This is a genomic window from Flavobacterium sp. LC2016-23 (genome assembly GCF_009674775.1).
GTDB lineage: Bacteria > Bacteroidota > Bacteroidia > Flavobacteriales > Flavobacteriaceae > Flavobacterium.
Map to the genome: position 1 here is coordinate 37,671 of NZ_WKKE01000008.1, position 19,569 is coordinate 57,239.

16 protein-coding genes are annotated in these 19,569 nt (G+C 35.1%); 6 read left to right on the forward strand and 10 right to left on the reverse strand.

All coding sequences use genetic code 11. From position 1 onward, the window contains the following. Positions 1 to 349: 349 nt before the first annotated feature. Positions 350 to 1,102 carry a 1-acyl-sn-glycerol-3-phosphate acyltransferase gene (locus tag GJU43_RS08210; RefSeq protein WP_154340290.1) on the reverse strand — a complete coding sequence of 251 codons (753 nt, stop codon included), beginning with the start codon at positions 1,100 to 1,102 and terminating at the stop codon, positions 350 to 352. A gap of 203 nt (positions 1,103 to 1,305) precedes the next feature. Here GJU43_RS08210 and trpS point away from each other — a divergent pair, with 203 nt between their 5' ends. The 4 genes from trpS (at position 1,306) to GJU43_RS08225 (ending at position 3,522) form a co-directional block, all read left to right on the forward strand. Beyond that, complete coding sequence (gene trpS / locus GJU43_RS08215; protein ID WP_154340291.1) at positions 1,306 to 2,280, forward strand: tryptophan--tRNA ligase; 975 nt, start codon at positions 1,306 to 1,308, stop codon at positions 2,278 to 2,280. 99 nt (positions 2,281 to 2,379) lie between these two features. Then, the gene (locus tag GJU43_RS08220) at positions 2,380 to 3,162 is read left to right on the forward strand and encodes a hypothetical protein (RefSeq protein ID WP_154340292.1); all 783 of its coding nucleotides are present in this window, start codon (positions 2,380 to 2,382) and stop codon (positions 3,160 to 3,162) included. Between the two features lie 9 nt (positions 3,163 to 3,171). Continuing rightward, a complete protein-coding gene (locus tag GJU43_RS23170; RefSeq protein WP_255473788.1) occupies positions 3,172 to 3,297 on the forward strand; it encodes a hypothetical protein in 126 nt (41 codons plus the stop codon). A gap of 27 nt (positions 3,298 to 3,324) precedes the next feature. After that, positions 3,325 to 3,522 carry a hypothetical protein gene (locus GJU43_RS08225; RefSeq protein WP_154340293.1) on the forward strand — a complete coding sequence of 66 codons (198 nt, stop codon included), beginning with the start codon at positions 3,325 to 3,327 and terminating at the stop codon, positions 3,520 to 3,522. 165 nt (positions 3,523 to 3,687) lie between these two features. Here GJU43_RS08225 and dprA read toward each other — a convergent pair whose 3' ends face one another. Beyond that, positions 3,688 to 4,788: a DNA-processing protein DprA gene (gene dprA / locus GJU43_RS08230; RefSeq protein ID WP_154340294.1), complete on the reverse strand. Its 1,101-nt coding sequence runs from the start codon at positions 4,786 to 4,788 to the stop codon at positions 3,688 to 3,690. A 238-nt stretch (positions 4,789 to 5,026) separates the two neighbouring features. Between dprA and GJU43_RS08235 the strand changes: the two genes are divergently transcribed. Further along, on the forward strand, positions 5,027 to 5,995 hold the full coding sequence (locus GJU43_RS08235; protein ID WP_154340295.1) for an SPOR domain-containing protein: 969 nt from the start codon (positions 5,027 to 5,029) through the stop codon (positions 5,993 to 5,995). A 291-nt stretch (positions 5,996 to 6,286) separates the two neighbouring features. On the opposite strand, the gene GJU43_RS08240 is transcribed toward GJU43_RS08235, so the two are convergent. The 8 genes from GJU43_RS08240 to GJU43_RS08275 all read right to left on the reverse strand — a co-directional run bounded on the left by GJU43_RS08240 (position 6,287) and on the right by GJU43_RS08275 (position 17,887). After that, positions 6,287 to 7,048, reverse strand: a complete 762-nt coding sequence (locus GJU43_RS08240) for a hypothetical protein (protein ID WP_154340296.1) — start codon at positions 7,046 to 7,048, stop codon at positions 6,287 to 6,289. Between the two features lie 54 nt (positions 7,049 to 7,102). Next, positions 7,103 to 9,382: a helix-turn-helix domain-containing protein gene (locus GJU43_RS08245; protein WP_154340297.1), complete on the reverse strand. Its 2,280-nt coding sequence runs from the start codon at positions 9,380 to 9,382 to the stop codon at positions 7,103 to 7,105. A gap of 100 nt (positions 9,383 to 9,482) precedes the next feature. Beyond that, a complete protein-coding gene (locus GJU43_RS08250; RefSeq protein WP_154340298.1) occupies positions 9,483 to 10,064 on the reverse strand; it encodes an OmpH family outer membrane protein in 582 nt (193 codons plus the stop codon). Positions 10,065 to 10,309: 245 nt separating this feature from the next. After that, the gene (locus tag GJU43_RS08255) at positions 10,310 to 11,158 is read right to left on the reverse strand and encodes a bifunctional 2-polyprenyl-6-hydroxyphenol methylase/3-demethylubiquinol 3-O-methyltransferase UbiG (RefSeq protein WP_154340299.1); all 849 of its coding nucleotides are present in this window, start codon (positions 11,156 to 11,158) and stop codon (positions 10,310 to 10,312) included. A gap of 87 nt (positions 11,159 to 11,245) precedes the next feature. Next, positions 11,246 to 11,710 (reverse strand): GNAT family N-acetyltransferase, encoded by a 465-nt coding sequence (locus GJU43_RS08260; RefSeq protein ID WP_154340300.1) that lies wholly within the window; start codon positions 11,708 to 11,710, stop codon positions 11,246 to 11,248. Positions 11,711 to 11,851: 141 nt separating this feature from the next. Beyond that, entirely contained in the window at positions 11,852 to 13,723 is a 1,872-nt protein-coding gene (gene mnmG, locus GJU43_RS08265) for a tRNA uridine-5-carboxymethylaminomethyl(34) synthesis enzyme MnmG (protein WP_154340301.1), read from the reverse strand. 346 nt (positions 13,724 to 14,069) lie between these two features. Continuing rightward, the gene (gene ybeY, locus GJU43_RS08270) at positions 14,070 to 14,489 is read right to left on the reverse strand and encodes an rRNA maturation RNase YbeY (protein ID WP_154340302.1); all 420 of its coding nucleotides are present in this window, start codon (positions 14,487 to 14,489) and stop codon (positions 14,070 to 14,072) included. Next, complete coding sequence (locus GJU43_RS08275; protein WP_154340303.1) at positions 14,486 to 17,887, reverse strand: DUF4175 family protein; 3,402 nt, start codon at positions 17,885 to 17,887, stop codon at positions 14,486 to 14,488. Before GJU43_RS08275 ends, ybeY begins: the two co-directional genes overlap by 4 nt. A gap of 161 nt (positions 17,888 to 18,048) precedes the next feature. Here GJU43_RS08275 and gltX point away from each other — a divergent pair, with 161 nt between their 5' ends. Then, on the forward strand, positions 18,049 to 19,554 hold the full coding sequence (gene gltX / locus GJU43_RS08280; protein ID WP_154340304.1) for a glutamate--tRNA ligase: 1,506 nt from the start codon (positions 18,049 to 18,051) through the stop codon (positions 19,552 to 19,554). Positions 19,555 to 19,569 lie beyond the last annotated feature (15 nt).

Sequence of the window (19,569 nt, forward strand, 5' to 3'; positions counted from 1 at the left end):
TTACCAGCCCGACAGGTTTTAAAATCTGTCGGGTTTTTTTATTGCTTAAAATTTAAAAAAACTTTTAAGATTGACGCAACCTTTTTTGGTTTATGCTCTCTATATAAATGTGATGTTGACATTACAACGATCAAAAATCTAAAATATCAATCGTAAATAGTTTTATTACGAAACAAAAAAATAGAATTGTTGTGGCTTAAAAATCGTCAAATAACCAGAAAAAACTACTACGCTTTATAGCAGTTAAAATAATTCATCGTTAGATTTTGAATATAAAAGGGGTTTTAAATTCAAAAGAAAACCCGGCACGATTCATACTCCGTGCCGGGTTTAATATTTATGGCATGTCCTAAATCTTATCTTTCTTTTTAAATTCAAGTAATCCTTTATAAATCAATTGTCTGACCTGATCCCTGAGATCTTTTCTGCTTTCGCTTGTAAGTCCTTTTGTCTCTACAAAAGGTAGTATTTTGCCTCTCATTTTTCCGGGGCTTCCGCTCAAAAAAGTATACGAAAAGCGTTCTTTATTATCCGCAAAAACAATGGGAACAATCGGAATCTGATGGTCAATGGCAAGCCTGAAAGCACCGTCCTTAAATTCATCTAACAAAATTGTTTCATCATCCGGAACTCCTCCTTCCGGAAAAATACAAATACTTAACCCCTGATTCAGACGATTTTGTGCTCTTTTGAACACTTCATTTTTACTTCTGGAGGAATTTCGGTCTACGAGAATACAGGTTCTTTTATAGAAAAAACCAAACAACGGAATCTTTGAAAGCTCCTTTTTGCCAACAAAAACAAACGGATTTTTGATTACTGCAAGCATCAGCATAATGTCTGTCATTGAAGTATGGTTGGCTACAATCATATAACTTTTATGCTTTTCGAGTTTTTGTTCCCGCTTAATTTTATAATAAAATCCCATTCCGAAAAGAATGAATTTTGCCCAAATGCGGGCCATTTTAAAAAAATAGGGATAACCACTTTCGGTTATAATTGATATCAGCAAAAATGGCAGCATTATCAATATCGGAATGGCCATTAAAATATAAAACCAAATACGCCAAATAATCCAAAAAACAATTTTTATTCCTTTCATGGTTTCAAAAGTAAGAAAACAGAAATGAATTTAGAATTTTAGACCATTAGATTTTCAGAATATTCATTTTTCTTATAAACCAGTCGCTAATTTCTAAGCAATTTTTAAAAACTTTATAATATTTACAAAGAAAAAAATAAACCTTGCGAACTTTGCGAAAAACTTTGCGAACTTTGCGGTTAAAGAATACGAAAAAAACTAGAATGGCAAAAATACTTACTGGTGTTCAGAGTACTGGAACGCCACACTTAGGCAACTTATTGGGAGCAATTATTCCTGCAATCGAATTATCAAACAATCCGGCAAACGAATCCTTTTTGTTTATCGCTGATTTACATTCCATTACACAAATAAAAGATGGCCAGACATTAAGAGAAAACACCAACAGTACAGCTGCTGCGTGGCTTGCCTGTGGTTTAAATCCGGAGAAAGTCACTTTTTACAGACAGTCTGATGTCACTCAAACAGCAGAATTAACTTGGTACCTAAGCTGTTTTTTTCCATTTCAGCGTTTGACTTTAGCGCATTCTTTCAAAGATAAGGCAGATCGTCTGGACGATGTTAATGCCGGACTTTTCACTTACCCGATGTTAATGGCTGCTGATATTTTGTTGTATGATGCTGAATTTGTACCGGTTGGAAAAGACCAGTTGCAGCATTTGGAAATTACGCGTGACGTTGCTTCCCGCTTCAACCACCAGATGGGAGAAACATTTGTAATTCCTGAAGCTAAAATTCAGGAAGACAGTATGCTGATTCCCGGAACAAACGGTGGAAAAATGAGTAAATCTGCCAACAATATCATCAATATTTTTCTGGATGACAAAACGCTTCGCAAGCAGGTGATGAGTATTGAAACAGACAGCACCCCTCTTGAAGAACCTAAAAATCCGGATACCTGCAATGCCTTTGCAATTTATTCTTTATTGGCAACAGCAGATCAGATTGCCGAAATGCGAGCCAATTATTTAGGCGGAAATTACGGTTATGGTCACGCCAAACAAGCTTTGTTTGAACTGATCACAGAAAAATTCAAAACGGAAAGAGAAAAATACAATTACTACATCAACAACCTGGATGAAGTAGACGCCTTATTGAAAAAAGGAGCCGAAAAAGCAGCCAGTGTAGCCAATCCTGTTTTACAGAAAGTTCGTGAAAAACTGGGATTTGGGAAATAAAAAAACTAAAATCTAAGCAATAACTAAAAAGCTATAAAAATATTTATAGCTTTTTTCTTTCATAATACTGTATCTTTGTCTTAATTTATTATAAGCAATATGGAGTTAGTAAAAGGATTTAAAACGCATATTACCCGAGATAGTGTATTAAGTCCGGATATATATTACGGTAATGATTCAACCGGAATTTATTTTCAAACCGATGATGATCAATTTGGCAGAATAAAGTTCTACAATATGGACGCTATAAAAATATGCCGTGGAGAAATGATTCCTTATGAATATGATTGGTCACGCGATGAACAGCGTTACTGGGTTTTCCAGATAGAAAATTCAAAATGGCTAGCAGAACGATATAATTACGAAAAGGAAAATTACGGATATTCATATGAATTTGGAGGAAATGTAGATGACATGCTTACAGATTTTAATCATTATTTGTTCTCATTTCACGATCAGTTTGTTGAGGTTATAGCAAAAGGAATTTGGTTTGAAAAAGATAGTAACTCCCTATTAAATAAACCATTACAAGTAGATCATCCCTTTTTAAATATACCGGAGAATGAAATCAAAAAATTCTCTGCTTATGACTTAACCTGCCAAGTAAGAAAAAATTCTAAAACAAGAGAAGAACTTATAGCCGATGCCTTTTATTGTCCCCAAAAACTCCTGCAATTTGCATTAGAAATTGAAGATAGTGTCTTTATAACTAACACCTTAGATTTACAATATCGAAATAAAAAGCTAATCAGTCGTTTCGGCGGGTATTTTGGTAAACAGGTAATTGAATTTCCCGGCATAGCAACATTACAGGATGTTAAACCATACATTGAAAAATATATGAAGGACGTTTATAATAGTAGAAAAGAAATGGGTAAATAATTTTAAATCATGACAATCGAAGAAGCAATAGAAGAATTAATGTACCAAAGCGGTCACCACGAAGATATTAAAAATGATCGTTGGCAAAAGGGTTTTCTAGGTCATTTGCGCCCGTTTCATGGCCAATTGCACTAAGAAAATTATCATTTGATAATGAAGGCTTTGCAAGTACTTGTACCGGAAATAGAAAAAGACTTTGTAGACAAAAGAATAATAAGTTCTGTTTGGGGAATTTGCCATTTAGGAAGAATGTGGGCGCTTTATCCTGAAGGAATGCTGCAAAGAAATAACTTACTTGATGAGCAACAAATAGCTCAAATTGATGACTGGATAACTGATATATCATATGCTGCTTTATGAATTCTGGATGGTAGTGTGCAGAGGAGGCTTTTTGGAGCTATAATGATCAATATCGAAAGGATCTCTAAAACTTCTTTTTAACAAAAATTCATAAAATACTTATAAAAGCGTGTTCTAAACCTAACAGGTTGTAAAAAAACCTGTATAGGATGCTCAACATGTTTATCAGATTGCTTCAAACAGCTTCCCGGGCAATGGCCGCACTACTCCTTTCAACTCCATGTTTATTAAGATTCCTGAAATTTTATAAATTGGAAAATCACAACTGAGTGCAATAGTATCGAGTAATTCCCTACCGTTTTTTAGGAGAAAATCGTAAATTTTTTGTTCTTCAGCTTCCAGTTCTACAAATAACTGTTTCTGAACTGATTTTCCTGTGCTTTGAATATCCCAGTTGAGCATATAAACCAAATCGGCAGCACTGGTCAGCATGTGTGCTTTTTGACTTTTAATCAGGTTATTACAACCTATACTGTAGACATCTGAACTTCGTCCCGGAACGGCAAAAACATCCCGATTATAATCATTCGCTATGTTTGCTGTAATTAGCGAGCCTCCTCTGTCAGCAGATTCAATAACGATTGTCGCTTCAGAAATTCCGGCAACAATACGATTTCTGCGCACAAAATTTTCCCTGTCCGGATTAGAAGAACTCCAAAACTCCGTAATAAAACCGCCATTTTCTTCCATTCTGGCAATATATTTTTTATGTGTTTTAGGATAAATCTGATTTAAGCCGTGCGCTAAGACTCCAATGGTCTGCAGGTTATTTTCCATAGCCAGCTGATGTGCGACAATATCAACACCGTAAGCAAAACCACTCACAATTATGGGATCCAATGGTGCCAAATCTTCAATAAAGGACCTGCAAAATTCTGTTCCGTACGAAGTAATCTGGCGCGTGCCGACAATGCTGATTATTTTCCTGTTCTTTAAATTAATATTTCCGGCAGAAAAAATCAAAACCGGTGCATCAAAACAATGTTTTAGCCGATCCGGATAATCAGCATCCTGGAAAAAAGAAACATTTACAGAACTCATCTTTATGAATTCCAGTTCTTTATTCGCTTTTTCAAAGACTGATTTATCTTTCATGTTCCTCAATAATGCTGAACCTACTCCGTCAACAGCAGCAATCTGATTTATTTTGGTTTTGAAAATCGTCTCCGCATTTCCAAAGTGTATCAATAGTTTTTTAGCCATTACATCTCCAATTCCATCGACTTTAAGTAAGGCTAAAAGGTAAAATAATTCCTGATCTGACATTGTTTAAAAATATTATGTAAAATAGAGCGGGATAAAAATCCGATTCGAAAGCACAAATATCATTAAAATAAAGTAATTTCTTAATAAAAAAAGAGCTTAATCCTCTAAATATACTATTTCATAACAACTACACGCATTTAACTATTTGAAAATTAATTGTCTATAAAATTAAGCGGATTGTTAATAAAAATTGTGAATAAAATTTTGATAACTATATGCATTACCTAACTTTGTTACCATGAAAATCGAAACTTACATCTCGCAATTATTATATCGTTACCAATGCGTAACGGTTCCAGGGTTTGGAGCATTTTTAACCGAAATTCACTCGGCCAGGCTTAATGAAAGCACCAATTCGTTTTTTCCCCCAAAGAAAACTATCGCGTTCAACAGTCTGTTAAAAAACAACGACGGTTTGTTGGCCAATCATATTGCACAGTCAGAAAACACCTCTTATGGTTTTGCTGTAAGTGCCATTGCGCACGAGGTCATGAATTGGAAAAAAGTATTAGAAGAGTATGGTGTTTTGAGTTTTAAAAACATCGGTGATATTCGTCTAAACGCAGACAACAACATGGTTTTTACTCCAAACGATCACACGAACTACCTTTCAACCTCTTTCGGATTAGGTCCGTTTGTTTCTCCTTTGGTTAAGAGAGAAATATTCGAGAAAAAACTGGAAGAAATTCAGGAAAGAGAAACCATAACTTTACACGAAGCTGAAGAACAAGTACGATCTTCAAGACCGTATTTAAGATATGCTGCTATTTTTGTTTTAGGTTTAGGCATCACCGGAAGTATCGGATATCCTTTATACCAAAACCAAATAGCCAGCCAGACACTTGTTGTGGAAGGTGCTGTTCAGAAAAAAGTACAGAACAAAATTCAGGAAGCCACTTTTTTTATTCAAAATCCACTTCCTGCTGTAACCCTTTCTGTAGATTCAGTTAAAACGGAAACTGCAGAAGTAAAAACAATGCCTTACCACATTATGGCAGGTGCATTCAGAAGTGAACAAAATGCCAGAAAAGCTTATAATCAACTGATCAAAGATGGTTATAATGCACGAATGCTGGGTGAAAACAAACACGGTTTATTCCCTGTTTTATACGGAAGTTACCCAACAATGGCTGAAGCTGAAAAAGCGCAGAAAGAAATTCAAAAAGGAGAAAATCCGGATGCCTGGATTTTAGTCGAAGCATTATAAAATTCCCTTTACTACTTACTTATTAAATCCTTTTTTCGAAATGAAAAGAGGATTTTTTTATTTGGTAAAACAGCTTTAAAGTCTGCTAAGAGCTTCCTGGTAATTCTCGTGGAAACAAATTTATAGTAAAAACGCTGTTAAAATTGTATTTTAATTCTCTTTAAAAATAAACTGATTTTAAACATCTTAAAAAAACGTTTTAAGCAGTTATTTTAAGTCGAAACATAGACGAAGTTATTTCTTTTCGAAAAAGAGCTCTAAACGAATAAAAAACAGGTTAAATCACATTTCTTATTTCAAAATCAATTTTGCATTCTGTGTCAGGATTTCTTTTCCATCCTGATAAATGGTCAAACTGGCCGGAGGTGAATCTGATGTACCGATCACGATGATAGCACATTCATAAGTGAAATTTCCTTTTTTGAATTCATAATGGTGGTTTCCACCACTGCCATCAGAAATATCTTTTCCTTTTGTAATCACCAAATCCGGCGCATCACTCATTGCTTTTTTGATTGACCATGATGCATACCTGAAATTATTATTTCCCAAATCGTCAATCCTAATTCTGAATTTGCTGGTTTCTAAAATACAAACCGGTGCTTTAAAAATTGCAATGGCAGGATTTAATTTTCCTTTCTCACTGGCAATCAGTTTCGTCTTTTGGTTTTTTTCATATTGCGACTGATAATTTACAGTGATTACTTTTCCGTCGGTATCCATCCAGATATCGCCCTGTAAAAGCATAATACCACGCCAGCCCATTTCACTCCAGTCTTTTGCGGGATTCGATTTTATAATTTTATTTTTTAATGCCGTATCAAAAATCTGATCGTATCTTTTTATAAAATCAGCTTTGTTCTTAACAGCCGGAATGGGATAATCTCTTCCAAGCGGAAAAGAAATAAAAGCAGCAACACCAGTCTTATTATTGCTTTTCACATTCGCAATAAAACTTTTGACAAACTTTTGATATTCGGGTTTTAAATCCTGACTAAAAATCGTGTGACTGCAAAAAATAAAAAAAACTATATAAATACATCTTCTTTTCATAGCTAAATAATTTGAATCATTATAAATCTGATAGTTAACGCCATATAAAAGTACTTAATTTATACTTGCCTTGAACATCTTAAGTTCATCCCAGGTAAATTCATCCCCGTGTTTTTCTTTCAGACCGTTCAGCGATTCTTCCTGATAAAACTGAAAAGCTTCCCGTAAAGCCAGTATTTTATCATACGGCAGCACATCTGAAATTTCGATTTTTTTAGCCTGAATCAATTTAACCAAATGCATTTCAATAGTTTGGGCCGTCAGCTTTCTAATTCTCGCAATATCCTGAACAGAATTTTTCTCCATCCATAAATCGTAAGTTTCTTCAACGGTAGTCTTTTTTACCGCCTTTGGTTCGTTGTTATCGAGCTTTTTTGTGGTGTAACGCGTAACCGGCTCGTCCAGTTTAAAAATATCGGTATTGCTCATTTGGAATTCCTCACGGATCTTTTCGAGCTTATTCGATTTGAAATTTTTAATTTCAGAGGATGTTAATTTCTCTTTACAAATCGTTTCTCCGGCAACGACAATTTCGATTAATAATTTGGCTTTCATTAAACGTAAAACCGCTTTCGTCTGCAGATCATCCAGAAAAGCGAGTTCTTCGTAAAATTCTTTTACTTTTTTAAACTTTTGAATTTCAGCCATTTTCTGTAAAAGATCTGTCACCAGTTTGTCCATTGGTTTAAAGAAATACGCATAGGCTGCCTCTACCCTTTCCTGAACAAAATACAAATCGACTGTTTCTGTATTAAATATTTTATTGAGCTGATTGATGAATTTTTGTGCCGGATCCGCAAGCTGTTCTATAATTTCCAGGCGTTTGTGGGCCCAAATAGCATGTTTAGCTTTTTCTGAAGCAGCCGCATTTTCATTATAGCTGAAACGGTGATTTCGCCACTCCTGCGTTAAGTCTGTCCAGTTAAAACTGTTAATCAAATAGTTATGAATAAAATTTTTGGTTTCGAAATGAAGGGATTTTTCTAAAATATCATCCGTAGCTTTATTCAAAGCGTAATCCATCACATCCTGGTCATTAGAAATACCATTCATCTGCATCGGAGAAAGCAAAATAAGCCCGTTTAAGGACCTTAAACGCGATAAGGCAACATATGCTTGTCCGGGAAGAAAAACCTGCGATACGTCAAGCGCAGCTTTGTCAAAAGTTAATCCCTGGCTTTTATGAACGGTAATAGCCCATGCCAGTTTAAGCGGATAATGGGCAAAAGTACCCAGAACTTCCTCTTCAATCTCTTTTGTCAGCTCATTTACCTTGTAGCGAATGTTTTTCCACTCATATTTCTCTACTTCGATGGTTTTATTTTCTTCCGGGAAGTGGACAAAAATTTCTTCAGGCGAAAGGGACTTAATAATGCCCATTTTTCCATTAAAATAGCGTTTTTCGAAAGATAAATCGTTTTTAACGAACATCACCTGAGCACCGACCTTCAGTTTCAGATTTTCTTCCACTGGGAAAATTTTTTCCGGAAAATCACTTACGATAAAGGGCTGGTATGAATATTCTCTTCCGGCCAAATCATTAATGGACTGTTCGTTAATAGAATCAGCTTTTGCATTGTGCGTGGTTAAAGTGATATAACCCTCATAATTTTTTAAATCGAAATCCGGCTTTACATATTGATTGAGAAACTGGATATCCTGTGGTGAAATCTGATTATTCCTAAGATTATTCAAAACTGAAATAAAATCATCATCTGTCTGACGATAAATCTTAGATAATTCAATGTACAAGGGTGGATTTTGCTGTATGACATGCGAATGAAAAAAGAATTTTCCTTTATAATAATTTCGAAGGGTTCTCCACTCTTCATCCCGGATTACAGGCGGCAATTGCAATAAATCACCAATAAAAAGGACCTGAACACCACCAAAAGCCTGAGAATTTCTACGAACGGTCTGCATCATAAAGTCAATAGCATCAAGCAAATCCGCCCGAAGCATACTAACTTCATCAATAATCAGCAATTCCATGTTTTTGATTACATTTCGCTTGACATTATTCATTTTAAAGTGCCTGCGAAGTGTTTCCTTATTTTCGAATTTTACGGTTTCTGTAAACTGCGAATTCGCTTCATAAGAGGGAATAAAGGCAGAAAAAGGCAGCTGAAACATGGAGTGAATGGTTACTCCTCCGGCGTTTAGCGCGGCAATTCCCGTAGGGGCCACAACCACAGTATTTTTATGCGTAGTAGCAATAATTTCACGCAAAAGCGTTGTCTTTCCTGTACCTGCTTTACCGGTAAGAAATATAGACTTTTGCGTCTGATTGATGAATTGTAAAGTATAAGCAGCAGCTTCTGTAACGTTTTGCATTTGGGCTTGTATTGAAAAACTAAAAGTATCGTATTTTTATAAAAGAAAAAACCTAAATCTGAGATAGATTTAGGTTTTTAAATTTAGTTAGTCTGGTAGTTTATTTTTTAACTTGTTCACCTTCTTTAACTGGAGCTTTTTCTTCTGTCTTTGGAGCCGCTTTGTACTTATCGTTCAAAGCTTTAATGATATCTTTTGTAATATCATATTTCTCTTCAGCATATAATATTGTAGCAGCATCACCAGTTCCGTAGATATAAGAGTAACCGTTTTTCTTACCGTATTCTTTGATGAATTTTTTAACTCCGCTTACAAGAGAGTCCATTTCAACTCCGCTTTCCTGTTGCAATTGTTGAGATAAAGCTTGTTGCGCGTAACCCAATTGCTGCTCTCTTTTTTGCAATTCAGCACCTCTTTGTTGCGCCCATGCCTGACCGTTTGCTTGTGCCTGACTTTGAAAATTAGCAGCGTCTTGTTTAAAACGAGTAATTTCAGCTTGTAGTTGTCTTCCTTTTTCTTCTGCCTGACCTTTGTATTTTGCTTCCAGATCTTTTGCCTCAGTGTACTCTTTCATTAAAACCGAAGTATCAACGTAAGCCGTTTTTACTTCTTTAACTTCTGCTGTTTTACCACATGAAACAACGAAAATTGAAACCGCGATAATTACTAATGCTTTTTTCATTTTTTTTAATTTCTATTTTTTTAATGTTGAAGACAAAAATATAAAAAAATAAATAGCATCAACATAAAGTTTAAAAAATGCTCTTTTTTTCTTGTATCAGTTTTTGTTATCGGACTTAAAATATTTATAATTTACTGTTATTAATAATGGATTTATTAGCTTAATTTTAAGCGGTTTTCTAAAAAAAGACATATTCAGAGTCCTTTTCGGTGTAAAACTTCGCTTAAACAGGCTAAAAATAAGTTTTAGCTGTTTTTTAGCACATAAATGTGCGAAGAATATTCTAATGTTCGCTTCGCTCTCATATTTGACTTTAAGCCAACAAAAAATGCACGGATATAATTCATTTTTCCCGTTTTGTATTTTTCCGATAACAAGCTCACATAAAAAGAATCAAATTTCATTGGAAGCACTTTTTCCAGCTTCATATCCACTTTTGCAAAAAGAGACTGAATTGCTTTTTTCGAAAAATGCCAAAAGTGAATGGGCACATCATAGGCTGCCCAAAATTCTTTATAATATTTTGCGTCGTACGATTTGAAATTTGGAACCGCAACAATTAATGTTCCAGTTGGTTTTAATAAACGCTTCAATTCCTGGATTTGTAATTCCAAATTTGGGACGTGTTCCAAAACGTGCCACATGGTAATGACGTCGAAAGAATTATTTTCAAGGATACTTATTTCTTCCACAAATGAAATTCCTTTTTTAATCGCAATTTCTTTTGCTCTTTCGCTCGGCTCTACTCCAACTGTTTCCCAACCGTCATTTTTTGCTGTTAATAAAAAATCTCCGGTTCCGGCTCCAATGTCTAAAATTTTACCTTTTTGAGATTGCTCCGAATTAATTAAATCCAGTTTATTTTTCAACGCAATATTTTTTACAAAATGATACGCTTTTTCAAAAACGGAACGTTTGTTGTCTGTGTGCGAAATATAATCTTCGCTTTCGTAATATCTTCCCAAATTTTCTAAATCCGGTTGCGGAGATGTAATGAGCATGTCCAGATCTTCATCATGAAACAATTCGAAAACTTCTTTAGATACCGAGTGATCTTTTACAGTAAGAAAATGTTTTTTATTTAAAACGTTCATTTTTTAATTATAGGTATTTTGGTTTAATTTCACAGCAAACCCTAAAAGTGAAATTTCCACCTTTAGGGTCTTCTTATTTATATTTTTTTATTGTTTCCAATTTATTTTGACAGCAGACATTTTCTCGTTTTCAATTCTTGTTTCAGTACAAATTACAAATCCGTTTTTGACATAAAACAACAGCGGAGATTTATACTGCTCTTTGTTTTGCTTCATATCATTTTCGTGATCAATAACCCAACCATTCAAACTGTCTTTATTTTTTTTCAATTCATTAATTAGAGCCGAGCCTTTTCCGGTTCCCTGAACATCCTGATTTAAAATTATAGCAAACCAGTCTTCATCGTTTCTTAAAAACGTAAATACCCAACCTTTTATTTTATCTTTAGCATCGATTAACAAATAATGATTCTTTTCAGATAATGCGTCCAAATACAAATCAAATTCATCCATAGTCTGATAATTCAATTGCTTCGGATATTCATTATTCCAAAGTTGTAATAACATTTCTTTATCCTGCAATGATAAAACTTCTTTCTCAATTATCTTCATAAGTAGATGATTATTTATATCAGAATTGTTATCAATAGTTTCACGTGGAACAATTTTTAGTCTCAGTAATCAGTCTAAGTACTAAGTCGTCTCCCTTAAACTATAAACTATAAACTGAGACTGCGACTGCAAACTAAAAAACTACCTACCCATGTAAATTAACAATACCGAAATATCACTTGGTGAAACACCGCTGATTCTTGAAGCCTGAGAAATTGTTACAGGACGGATTTTGCTTAGTTTCTGTTTTGCTTCAATAGACATTGATTTGATTTTATTATAATCAAAGTTCTCCGGAATTTTTACTTCCTCGAGTCTTGTCAGCTTGTCTGCATTGTTTCTCTCCTTTTCAATATAACCGGAATATTTTACCTGAATTTCGGCTTGTTCTAAAATTTCCTGATCCAGATTATTTTCTGCTACATATTCAGCTACCTTCCCAAATTTCATGATGTCCTCCAAATCAATCTGAGGACGGGAGAAAACTTTAAACATTTTATCGCCTTGCGTAATCAGGGCTGTTCCTTTAGATTCTAAAATCGGGTTTGCCTCTCCAATTGAAACGCTTGTTTCTTTGAAAAAGGCAACCATCTTTTCAGACTCATTTAATTTATGTTCCATTCTGCGCAGACGTTTTTCAGAAGCCAAACCAATTTCATACGACATTGGCGTTAATCTGAAATCGGCATTATCCTGACGCAACAATGTTCGGTATTCTGCACGAGAGGTAAACATTCGATATGGTTCTTCCGTGCCTTTTGTAATCAGGTCATCAATCAGCACTCCGATATAAGCTTCGTCACGTTTTAAAATCAACGGCGCTTTTTCATGCACTTTTAAATGCGCATTAATTCCAGCCATTAATCCTTGTGAGGCTGCTTCTTCGTATCCGGTCGTTCCGTTTATTTGTCCGGCAAAATATAATCCCTCCACCAACTTTGTTTCCAAAGTGTGCTTTAATTGTGTTGGCGGAAAGTAATCATATTCGATCGCATAACCAGGACGGAAAAATTTGACCTTTTCAAAACCGGCGACAGAACGCAACGCTTTAAACTGAATATCTTCCGGTAGCGAAGTTGAGAATCCGTTTACATACACCTCGCAGGTATTCCACCCTTCAGGTTCGACAAATAACTGGTGACGCTCTTTATCTGCAAAACGATTTATCTTATCTTCTATCGAGGGACAATATCTCGGACCAATACTTTTGATACGGCCGTTAAACATTGGCGAACGATCAAAACCTGATCTCAAAATATCATGAACATCCAATGAAGTATAGGTCATGTGACAAGATCTTTGTTGAACTAAAGGTGATGTCACATCTGAGTACGAAAACTTATCTGGTTTTGCATCTCCCTTTTCTTCGTTCATTTTCGAATAATCCAGAGAACGACCATCAACTCGAGGAGGCGTCCCTGTTTTCATTCTTCCGGATTCAAAACCTGCAGCAACCAAATCTTCCGTGATTCCATACGCTGCACTTTCACCTGCTCTTCCTCCACCGAATTGTTTATCTCCAATATGAATCAAACCATTCAAAAATGTTCCATTTGTCAGGACCACCGATTTCGAACGAATTTCAATTCCAAGTGAAGTTTTGATTCCTTTTATTTTTCCATTCTCAATAATCAAACCTTTAACCATCTCCTGATAAAAATCAAGATTTGGAGTTCCCTCCAGCATCATTCTCCATTCTTCAGCAAAACGCATTCGATCGCTCTGAACTCTTGGTGACCACATAGCAGGTCCTTTTGATTTGTTCAGCATCTTGAACTGGATAGCCGTTTTGTCCGAAACAATTCCGGAGTATCCGCCAAGCGCATCAATTTCACGAACGATCTGTCCTTTTGCAATTCCGCCCATCGCAGGATTACAAGACATCTGTGCAATGTTCTGCAAACTCATTGTAACCAATAAAGTTTTTGATCCTAAATTTGCGGCCGCTGCCGCGGCCTCAGAACCAGCATGGCCAGCACCCACCACAATAACATCGTATTCTTCTAAAAACATTTGTTTTATTATTCTCTGGAAACCGGTTAAGTCGGTTCTCAGAATTAACTTTATAAACTTTTTGTTCCACGTGGAACGGCGCTAAAGCGAAACACAAATTCTGAAACTTCAATTTTTACGTTCCAAATTCCAAACTAAACTACAATCTGTTCCACGTGGAACAGATTAAAAAACATCACTTGTTTTATCAAATCTCGAGAACACAACCTTTCATATTATGTTCCACGTGAAACATATGAAAGGTCGAATTGCAAATTTCGAATGTTTCACGTGGAACGTTTAAAAGGAATTAAACTTATAGTGTTTCACGTGGAACATAATTTCAAAAAACAATTAGTGATTTAAGTTATGGTTCCACGTGGAACATGGTAATTTTTTCATCTTCTTTTGAACGCATTAAATCTGCCTCTGCATCGGTTTTATCTTTATATCCACAGTAATGTAAAATACCGTGGGCTAATACACGCTTTAATTCTTCTTCAAAAGAAACTTTAAAATCTTTAGCATTATCATCTACTCTTTCCACAGAAACAAAAATATCTCCGTTTAGTTCGTTACCCACCGTATAATCAAAACTAATAATATCCGTTAGCGTATCGTGGTTTAAATATTCCATATTGATTTTATGAAGATATTCATCATCACAAAATATATAATTTATCTCTCCTTCGTTTTTATTTTCAGAAACAATAACAGCACTCAACCATTTAGAAAAGGCTTCTTCGTTGTCTAAATTAAAATCTGTTTCGTAATTAAAATTGATCATTTTGTATTAAAATATTCTTGAACCTTTTGGTTAAAATTTGAGCGCAAAGGTAGTGATTGTCTATTTAAAATCTCTACACTGTTTAAATAATCCAATAATGAGCTTGGCAAAGCATTTGAACGATTTGTAAATTCAGCCTTATTCGTTTCAGACTGACGTTTCGTATCCTGTCCTTGTTGCTGAACTGCATTGTTTAATTTTAGTAATTCCTGCTGAATATTTAGGATTCTTTGCAGGTTCTCGTTTTTAAATCCTTTATTCAAAAGTTGTTTTTCTGATTGTTTCATCTGATCGATTACAGATTTTCCCTGAGAATCTAATCCTTGTTTAGCTAATTCTTTTTGTAATGCTTCACGAAGTTTTACCTGCTCCTTATAAATCTCCATTATGGCTTCAGCATCTCCTTCACCATCATCTCCTTCTTTTCCATTCTTTTCCCCTTTCCCATTTTTACCATCCTTTCCCGAAGAACTTTTATCACCGCCTTTACTTCCCTGACCATCTTTTCCATTACCGCTTTTCCCCTGTCCCGGTTTTTCACCCTGGCCCTGTCCTGGTTTGTCTCCGCTTTTGTCTCCGGGTTTATCTCCTTGCTTCATTCCTTCTTTCATCTTATCTGCTAAGCCTTTCTGCTTTTGAATAATATCCGGAAGTTGCATTCCCTGTCCGTCACCTGGTTTCGGTTTTCCTGCGCCCGGCTTCGACATAGACATTTGCATGTTGTTTAGCAAATCACTTAAAAAGTCCGCTAATTTATTAGCAGATGAAACTGCATATTGCTGGTGTGAAACTCCTTTTGGAACCTGAACATCGGTTAACGATTCGATTGCTTTGTCTACATTATATTGTACATTTCCAATTTCCTTCGTCACATCTTCTCCTACTTTTGGGTTACGCAAAGACAACGCAAACAGACTATCATCGATATGTTTGAATTGTTGTTTTAAATTTTGCTGCACTTTTATATTCTTTGTGTAGGCAGAAGATCCTAATCTCATAGTCTTAAATTGTTTCATTACATCTTCCTGTGATAAGGAATAAGCTAAAAGATTATCCAGAACCTGACGAAGCATCGCAACGTCTTCTTCCAACTGCTCCTGTTCTCCACCTTCCATTCCTGCATCCATTTGTTGCGCCATGCTTTTCATTTTTTTGGCTGCACTTTTTTGCTTTGGTTTGGCTGAAGAAGTGTTCTTTTTGTTCAGTTCATCAGAAGCTTTTTTCAAATCATCTTCTACTTCTTTTTCTTTCGAAGCATCTGAAGGAATATCTAAAGGAGCTTTTAATGTTTTATTTTCTTCTTTCAATTCTTTTAAATCTTCCTGAATTTTATCGAAAGCTTTATTAATCTCATCCTGTTTTTCAGAAGTGTTTTCCTTTTCTTTATTAGAAAGCTGTTCCTGCTTCTCTGCAAGTTTCTCTAATTTATCGGCAACCTGTTCTGCTTTCTTGGAAACGTAAAAACGTTTGGTAAGCTCTACCAATTGTTCTAAATTTTTGGATTGGTTTTTACTAATCTGTTTGAACTTTTCCATCTTATCAAACAGGTCTTCACTGTTTAATTTATCATTCAGGTTTTTTAGTTCGTCTAATAATTTCTGGTTTTTCTCCAGATCTTTATCGGCATTCTCCAAACGTTTTTGCAAATCTTCAGCCGTTTTATCCTTTTTATCTTCTTTGAATTTATCCAGATTCTTATTCATTTTCTCTGCAAACTGTTTCATCAATTCGTCCTGTTGTTTCTGACGTTTGATAAAATCATTGATCTTTTGCTGATCTTTAAATTCCAGATTATCTTTTTCCTTTCCTGAATTCTGAATCTTATCCATCTCAGACAATTGTTTCGTCTGGTTCTCCAAGGACTTTTCTAAACTATTTATATTCTGATTTTGTTGTTGCAATTCCAGATCATGAACTTCATCTGTTGTAGAAACCCGGTCTGAAAAAACAGAAGACTTTGTGCTCTTAAAATGGTGCGGTGCATCGTTATCGAAAACCTCAAAATAATATTCATAAGACACTCCTTCTTCCACAGCAAGATTACTTGGAAAAGAAAAAACAAACTGATCAAATACTGTCTGCTTCACCGGAATGGTTCCACGCTTTGCCGTTTGCGGTTTGTTACGTTCATAATAAACAATCTGTAATTTTGATAATCCGTAGTCATCTCCTAATCTTCCCAAAACATAATTTTTATCCAGCTTTAAACTATCCGGCGCAGGCGCAACCGTAATGGTTGGATGCTGATCTTTGATAACGGACAGCTGATAGTCTAGTTTTTCATAGTTTTTGACCTTATTATTCGAAGTAAGAATTTGATATTCTGTATTTTGACCGATGTTTTTACTTAATTTAAACTCATTTTCGGCCTTATTGAACTTAAAAATTGAGTTTTGATCCTTCCAAACAATCTCCTGAGTTGCCTGCGTATTCATTTTCCAGGTTACTAAAGTTCCCTCAGGAACGATAGCATTTCCGGTTCCCTGAATGGTTTCGGATTTCTTTTTTAAGTACGATGGGAAATTCAACACCATTTCGAAGTTCGCAATTGACGGAACGGTGATTACTTTCAATTCATATTCTTCAGATGAAACTGAATTTCCTTCAAAAGTAAAAGAGACATTCTCTGTTGGTTTTTCAATCTTAAATTCAAACTTTCCTGGCTGGGAACTTTCCATAAAATAGCTTTCGTCACCAATATGGATCATAACATTCTCCGGAACAATTTTACCGACTGATTCCATTTTTACAATAAAATCTTTATTCTGTTCTGTTTGCAAATTCTGATTCAGCACTACAAATTTGAAAGGTGCCGGAGGCAAAAATGTAGCATTAAAATGTACTACCCTGTTTAAACTCTGAGAAATTATAGTACTGTTTCCTGAAATATAAAACACTGCAAAAAGCAAAATTGGAATCAATGCCAATGGCAAATACTTTCTGTTTGAATTAAAATTGATCGCATTTCCAAACGGAATTGGTTGCAGCGAATTTGCTTTTTGTTCTATAGAGGCCAACATCAACTCTGAATTTTCAGTTGAATTTTCAGAAGCTGACAATTGCAAAAAGTTGGTCAGCTTATCACTTACTTCCGTAAAATGATTTCCAATAATCGTTGAAGCCTGATTATAATCAATTCCCTTTTGAAGTTTGAACAACTTAAAAATTGGAAACAGAATAAAACGAAACAAAAGGAAAACTTCTACTCCTATAAAAAGCCAGAATAAAAGTGTTCTTCCCATTGGTTTCAACCAAAGGAAATACTCAATAAAAAGCGTAAACAAAAAATACATCAATCCAAAACCGGTAAAAAGCAGCATCCCTTTTATGAGTTCATTGGTATAATATTTTTTAATAAAAGCTTCAAGCTTCAGATATATGGCAGACGTTGTTTTCAAAATGAATCTGTTTGATTTATAACCTATAAAAGTAGTAATTTTAATTCGATAATTCTCAATGAGAAAATTAGTCAATTCAGCCATAAGCAACACATTATCTCCTTAAACTGATTTTCTAATTTTCTAATTAGAATCGTATCTTTGCATCAAAATTTAAACAAATGTCAAAGCAAGTTCGTGTGCGTTTTGCACCTAGTCCAACAGGGCCATTACATATTGGTGGTGTTCGTACTGCCCTATTTAATTATTTATTTGCCAAAAAAAATAATGGTGTTTTCTATCTTAGAATTGAAGATACGGATCAGACCCGTTTTGTTCCGGGAGCTGAAGCCTATATTATGGAAGCATTAGAATGGTTAGGAATTGCTCCGGAAGAAACGGTTGGGAAAAACGAAAAATTTGGTCCGTACAGACAGAGTGACCGTAAAGAAATATATCAGAAATATGCCGATCAGCTGATCAGTTCGGGTTGGGCGTATTATGCTTTTGATACTCCGGAAGCTTTAGATGCACACAGAAAACAACACGAAGCAGAAGGAAAAACCTTTATTTACAATCATCACAATCGTGAAAAGTTAGATACTTCGCTGGTAATTTCTGCTGACGAAGTTGCTAAAAGAATTGCAAATGGAGAACATTATGTAATCCGTTTTAAAACTCCGGTTGACGAAACGCTACATTTAAAAGATATTATTCGCGGTGATGTAAAGTTCGAAACAAATCTTCTTGACGATAAAGTATTATTCAAAAGTGATGGAATGCCAACCTATCACCTGGCCAATATTGTAGATGATCATTTGATGGAAACGTCACATGTAATTCGTGGTGAAGAATGGCTGCCATCGATGCCTCTTCATGTTTTATTGTACAGGGCTTTTGGCTGGGATGCACCGGAATTTGCTCATTTGCCATTGATATTAAAACCAGTTGGAAATGGAAAATTATCCAAAAGAGATGGTGATAAATTAGGATTCCCTGTGTTTCCTTTAGAATGGAAAACCGAAGACGGTATTTCATCCGGTTACAGAGAGAAAGGATTTTTCCCGGAAGCTGTTGTAAACTTCCTTGCTTTGTTAGGCTGGAATGACGGAACGGATAAAGAATTATTTTCATTAGAAGAACTTGTTGAATCTTTTGACTTAAACAGAGTTCATAAATCAGGAGCTAAATTTGATCCTGAAAAAAATAAATGGTTCAATCACCAATACCTGATCAAACAAAATGATGCCGATTTAGCGAAAGACTTCACTCCTATTTTGATAGAAAAAGGTGTCGATATTTCTAAATTTGATATTACAAGAATCGTTTCTTTGATTAAAGAAAGAGCTCATTTCGTTTCTGAATTTTGGGATTTGACGGATTTCTTTTTCCAGGCTCCAACTTCGTATGATGAAAAAGCAAGTAAAAACTGGAAGGAAGAGACTCCAGCTTTAATGCAGGAATTAATTTCAACTCTTGAATATATTGACGGATTTGATTCCGCAAATATTGAAGCAATCGTAAAAGACTGGTTAACGAAAAACGAAATTGGTATGGGTAAAGTAATGCAGCCTTTCCGTTTGAGTTTAGTTGGAACTTTGAAAGGCCCTCACCTATTTGACATTGTAGAGATCATTGGAAAAGAAGAAACTATTTCGAGAATTCAGAAAGCGATTGCAACTTTATAAAAACAAAAAAGCTCC

Coding starts and splice junctions, on each gene's coding strand:
- GJU43_RS08250 (WP_154340298.1), bottom strand. CDS start 10,064: ATGAAAAAAGCATTAGTAATTATCGCGGTTTCAATTTTCGTTGTTTCA.
- GJU43_RS08235 (WP_154340295.1), top strand. CDS start 5,027: ATGAAAATCGAAACTTACATCTCGCAATTATTATATCGTTACCAATGC.
- GJU43_RS08240 (WP_154340296.1), bottom strand. CDS start 7,048: ATGAAAAGAAGATGTATTTATATAGTTTTTTTTATTTTTTGCAGTCAC.
- dprA (WP_154340294.1), bottom strand. CDS start 4,788: ATGTCAGATCAGGAATTATTTTACCTTTTAGCCTTACTTAAAGTCGAT.
- ybeY (WP_154340302.1), bottom strand. CDS start 14,489: ATGATCAATTTTAATTACGAAACAGATTTTAATTTAGACAACGAAGAA.
- gltX (WP_154340304.1), top strand. CDS start 18,049: ATGTCAAAGCAAGTTCGTGTGCGTTTTGCACCTAGTCCAACAGGGCCA.
- GJU43_RS08255 (WP_154340299.1), bottom strand. CDS start 11,158: ATGAACGTTTTAAATAAAAAACATTTTCTTACTGTAAAAGATCACTCG.
- GJU43_RS08260 (WP_154340300.1), bottom strand. CDS start 11,710: ATGAAGATAATTGAGAAAGAAGTTTTATCATTGCAGGATAAAGAAATG.
- mnmG (WP_154340301.1), bottom strand. CDS start 13,723: ATGTTTTTAGAAGAATACGATGTTATTGTGGTGGGTGCTGGCCATGCT.
- GJU43_RS08210 (WP_154340290.1), bottom strand. CDS start 1,102: ATGAAAGGAATAAAAATTGTTTTTTGGATTATTTGGCGTATTTGGTTT.
- GJU43_RS23170 (WP_255473788.1), top strand. CDS start 3,172: ATGACAATCGAAGAAGCAATAGAAGAATTAATGTACCAAAGCGGTCAC.
- trpS (WP_154340291.1), top strand. CDS start 1,306: ATGGCAAAAATACTTACTGGTGTTCAGAGTACTGGAACGCCACACTTA.
- GJU43_RS08220 (WP_154340292.1), top strand. CDS start 2,380: ATGGAGTTAGTAAAAGGATTTAAAACGCATATTACCCGAGATAGTGTA.
- GJU43_RS08245 (WP_154340297.1), bottom strand. CDS start 9,382: ATGCAAAACGTTACAGAAGCTGCTGCTTATACTTTACAATTCATCAAT.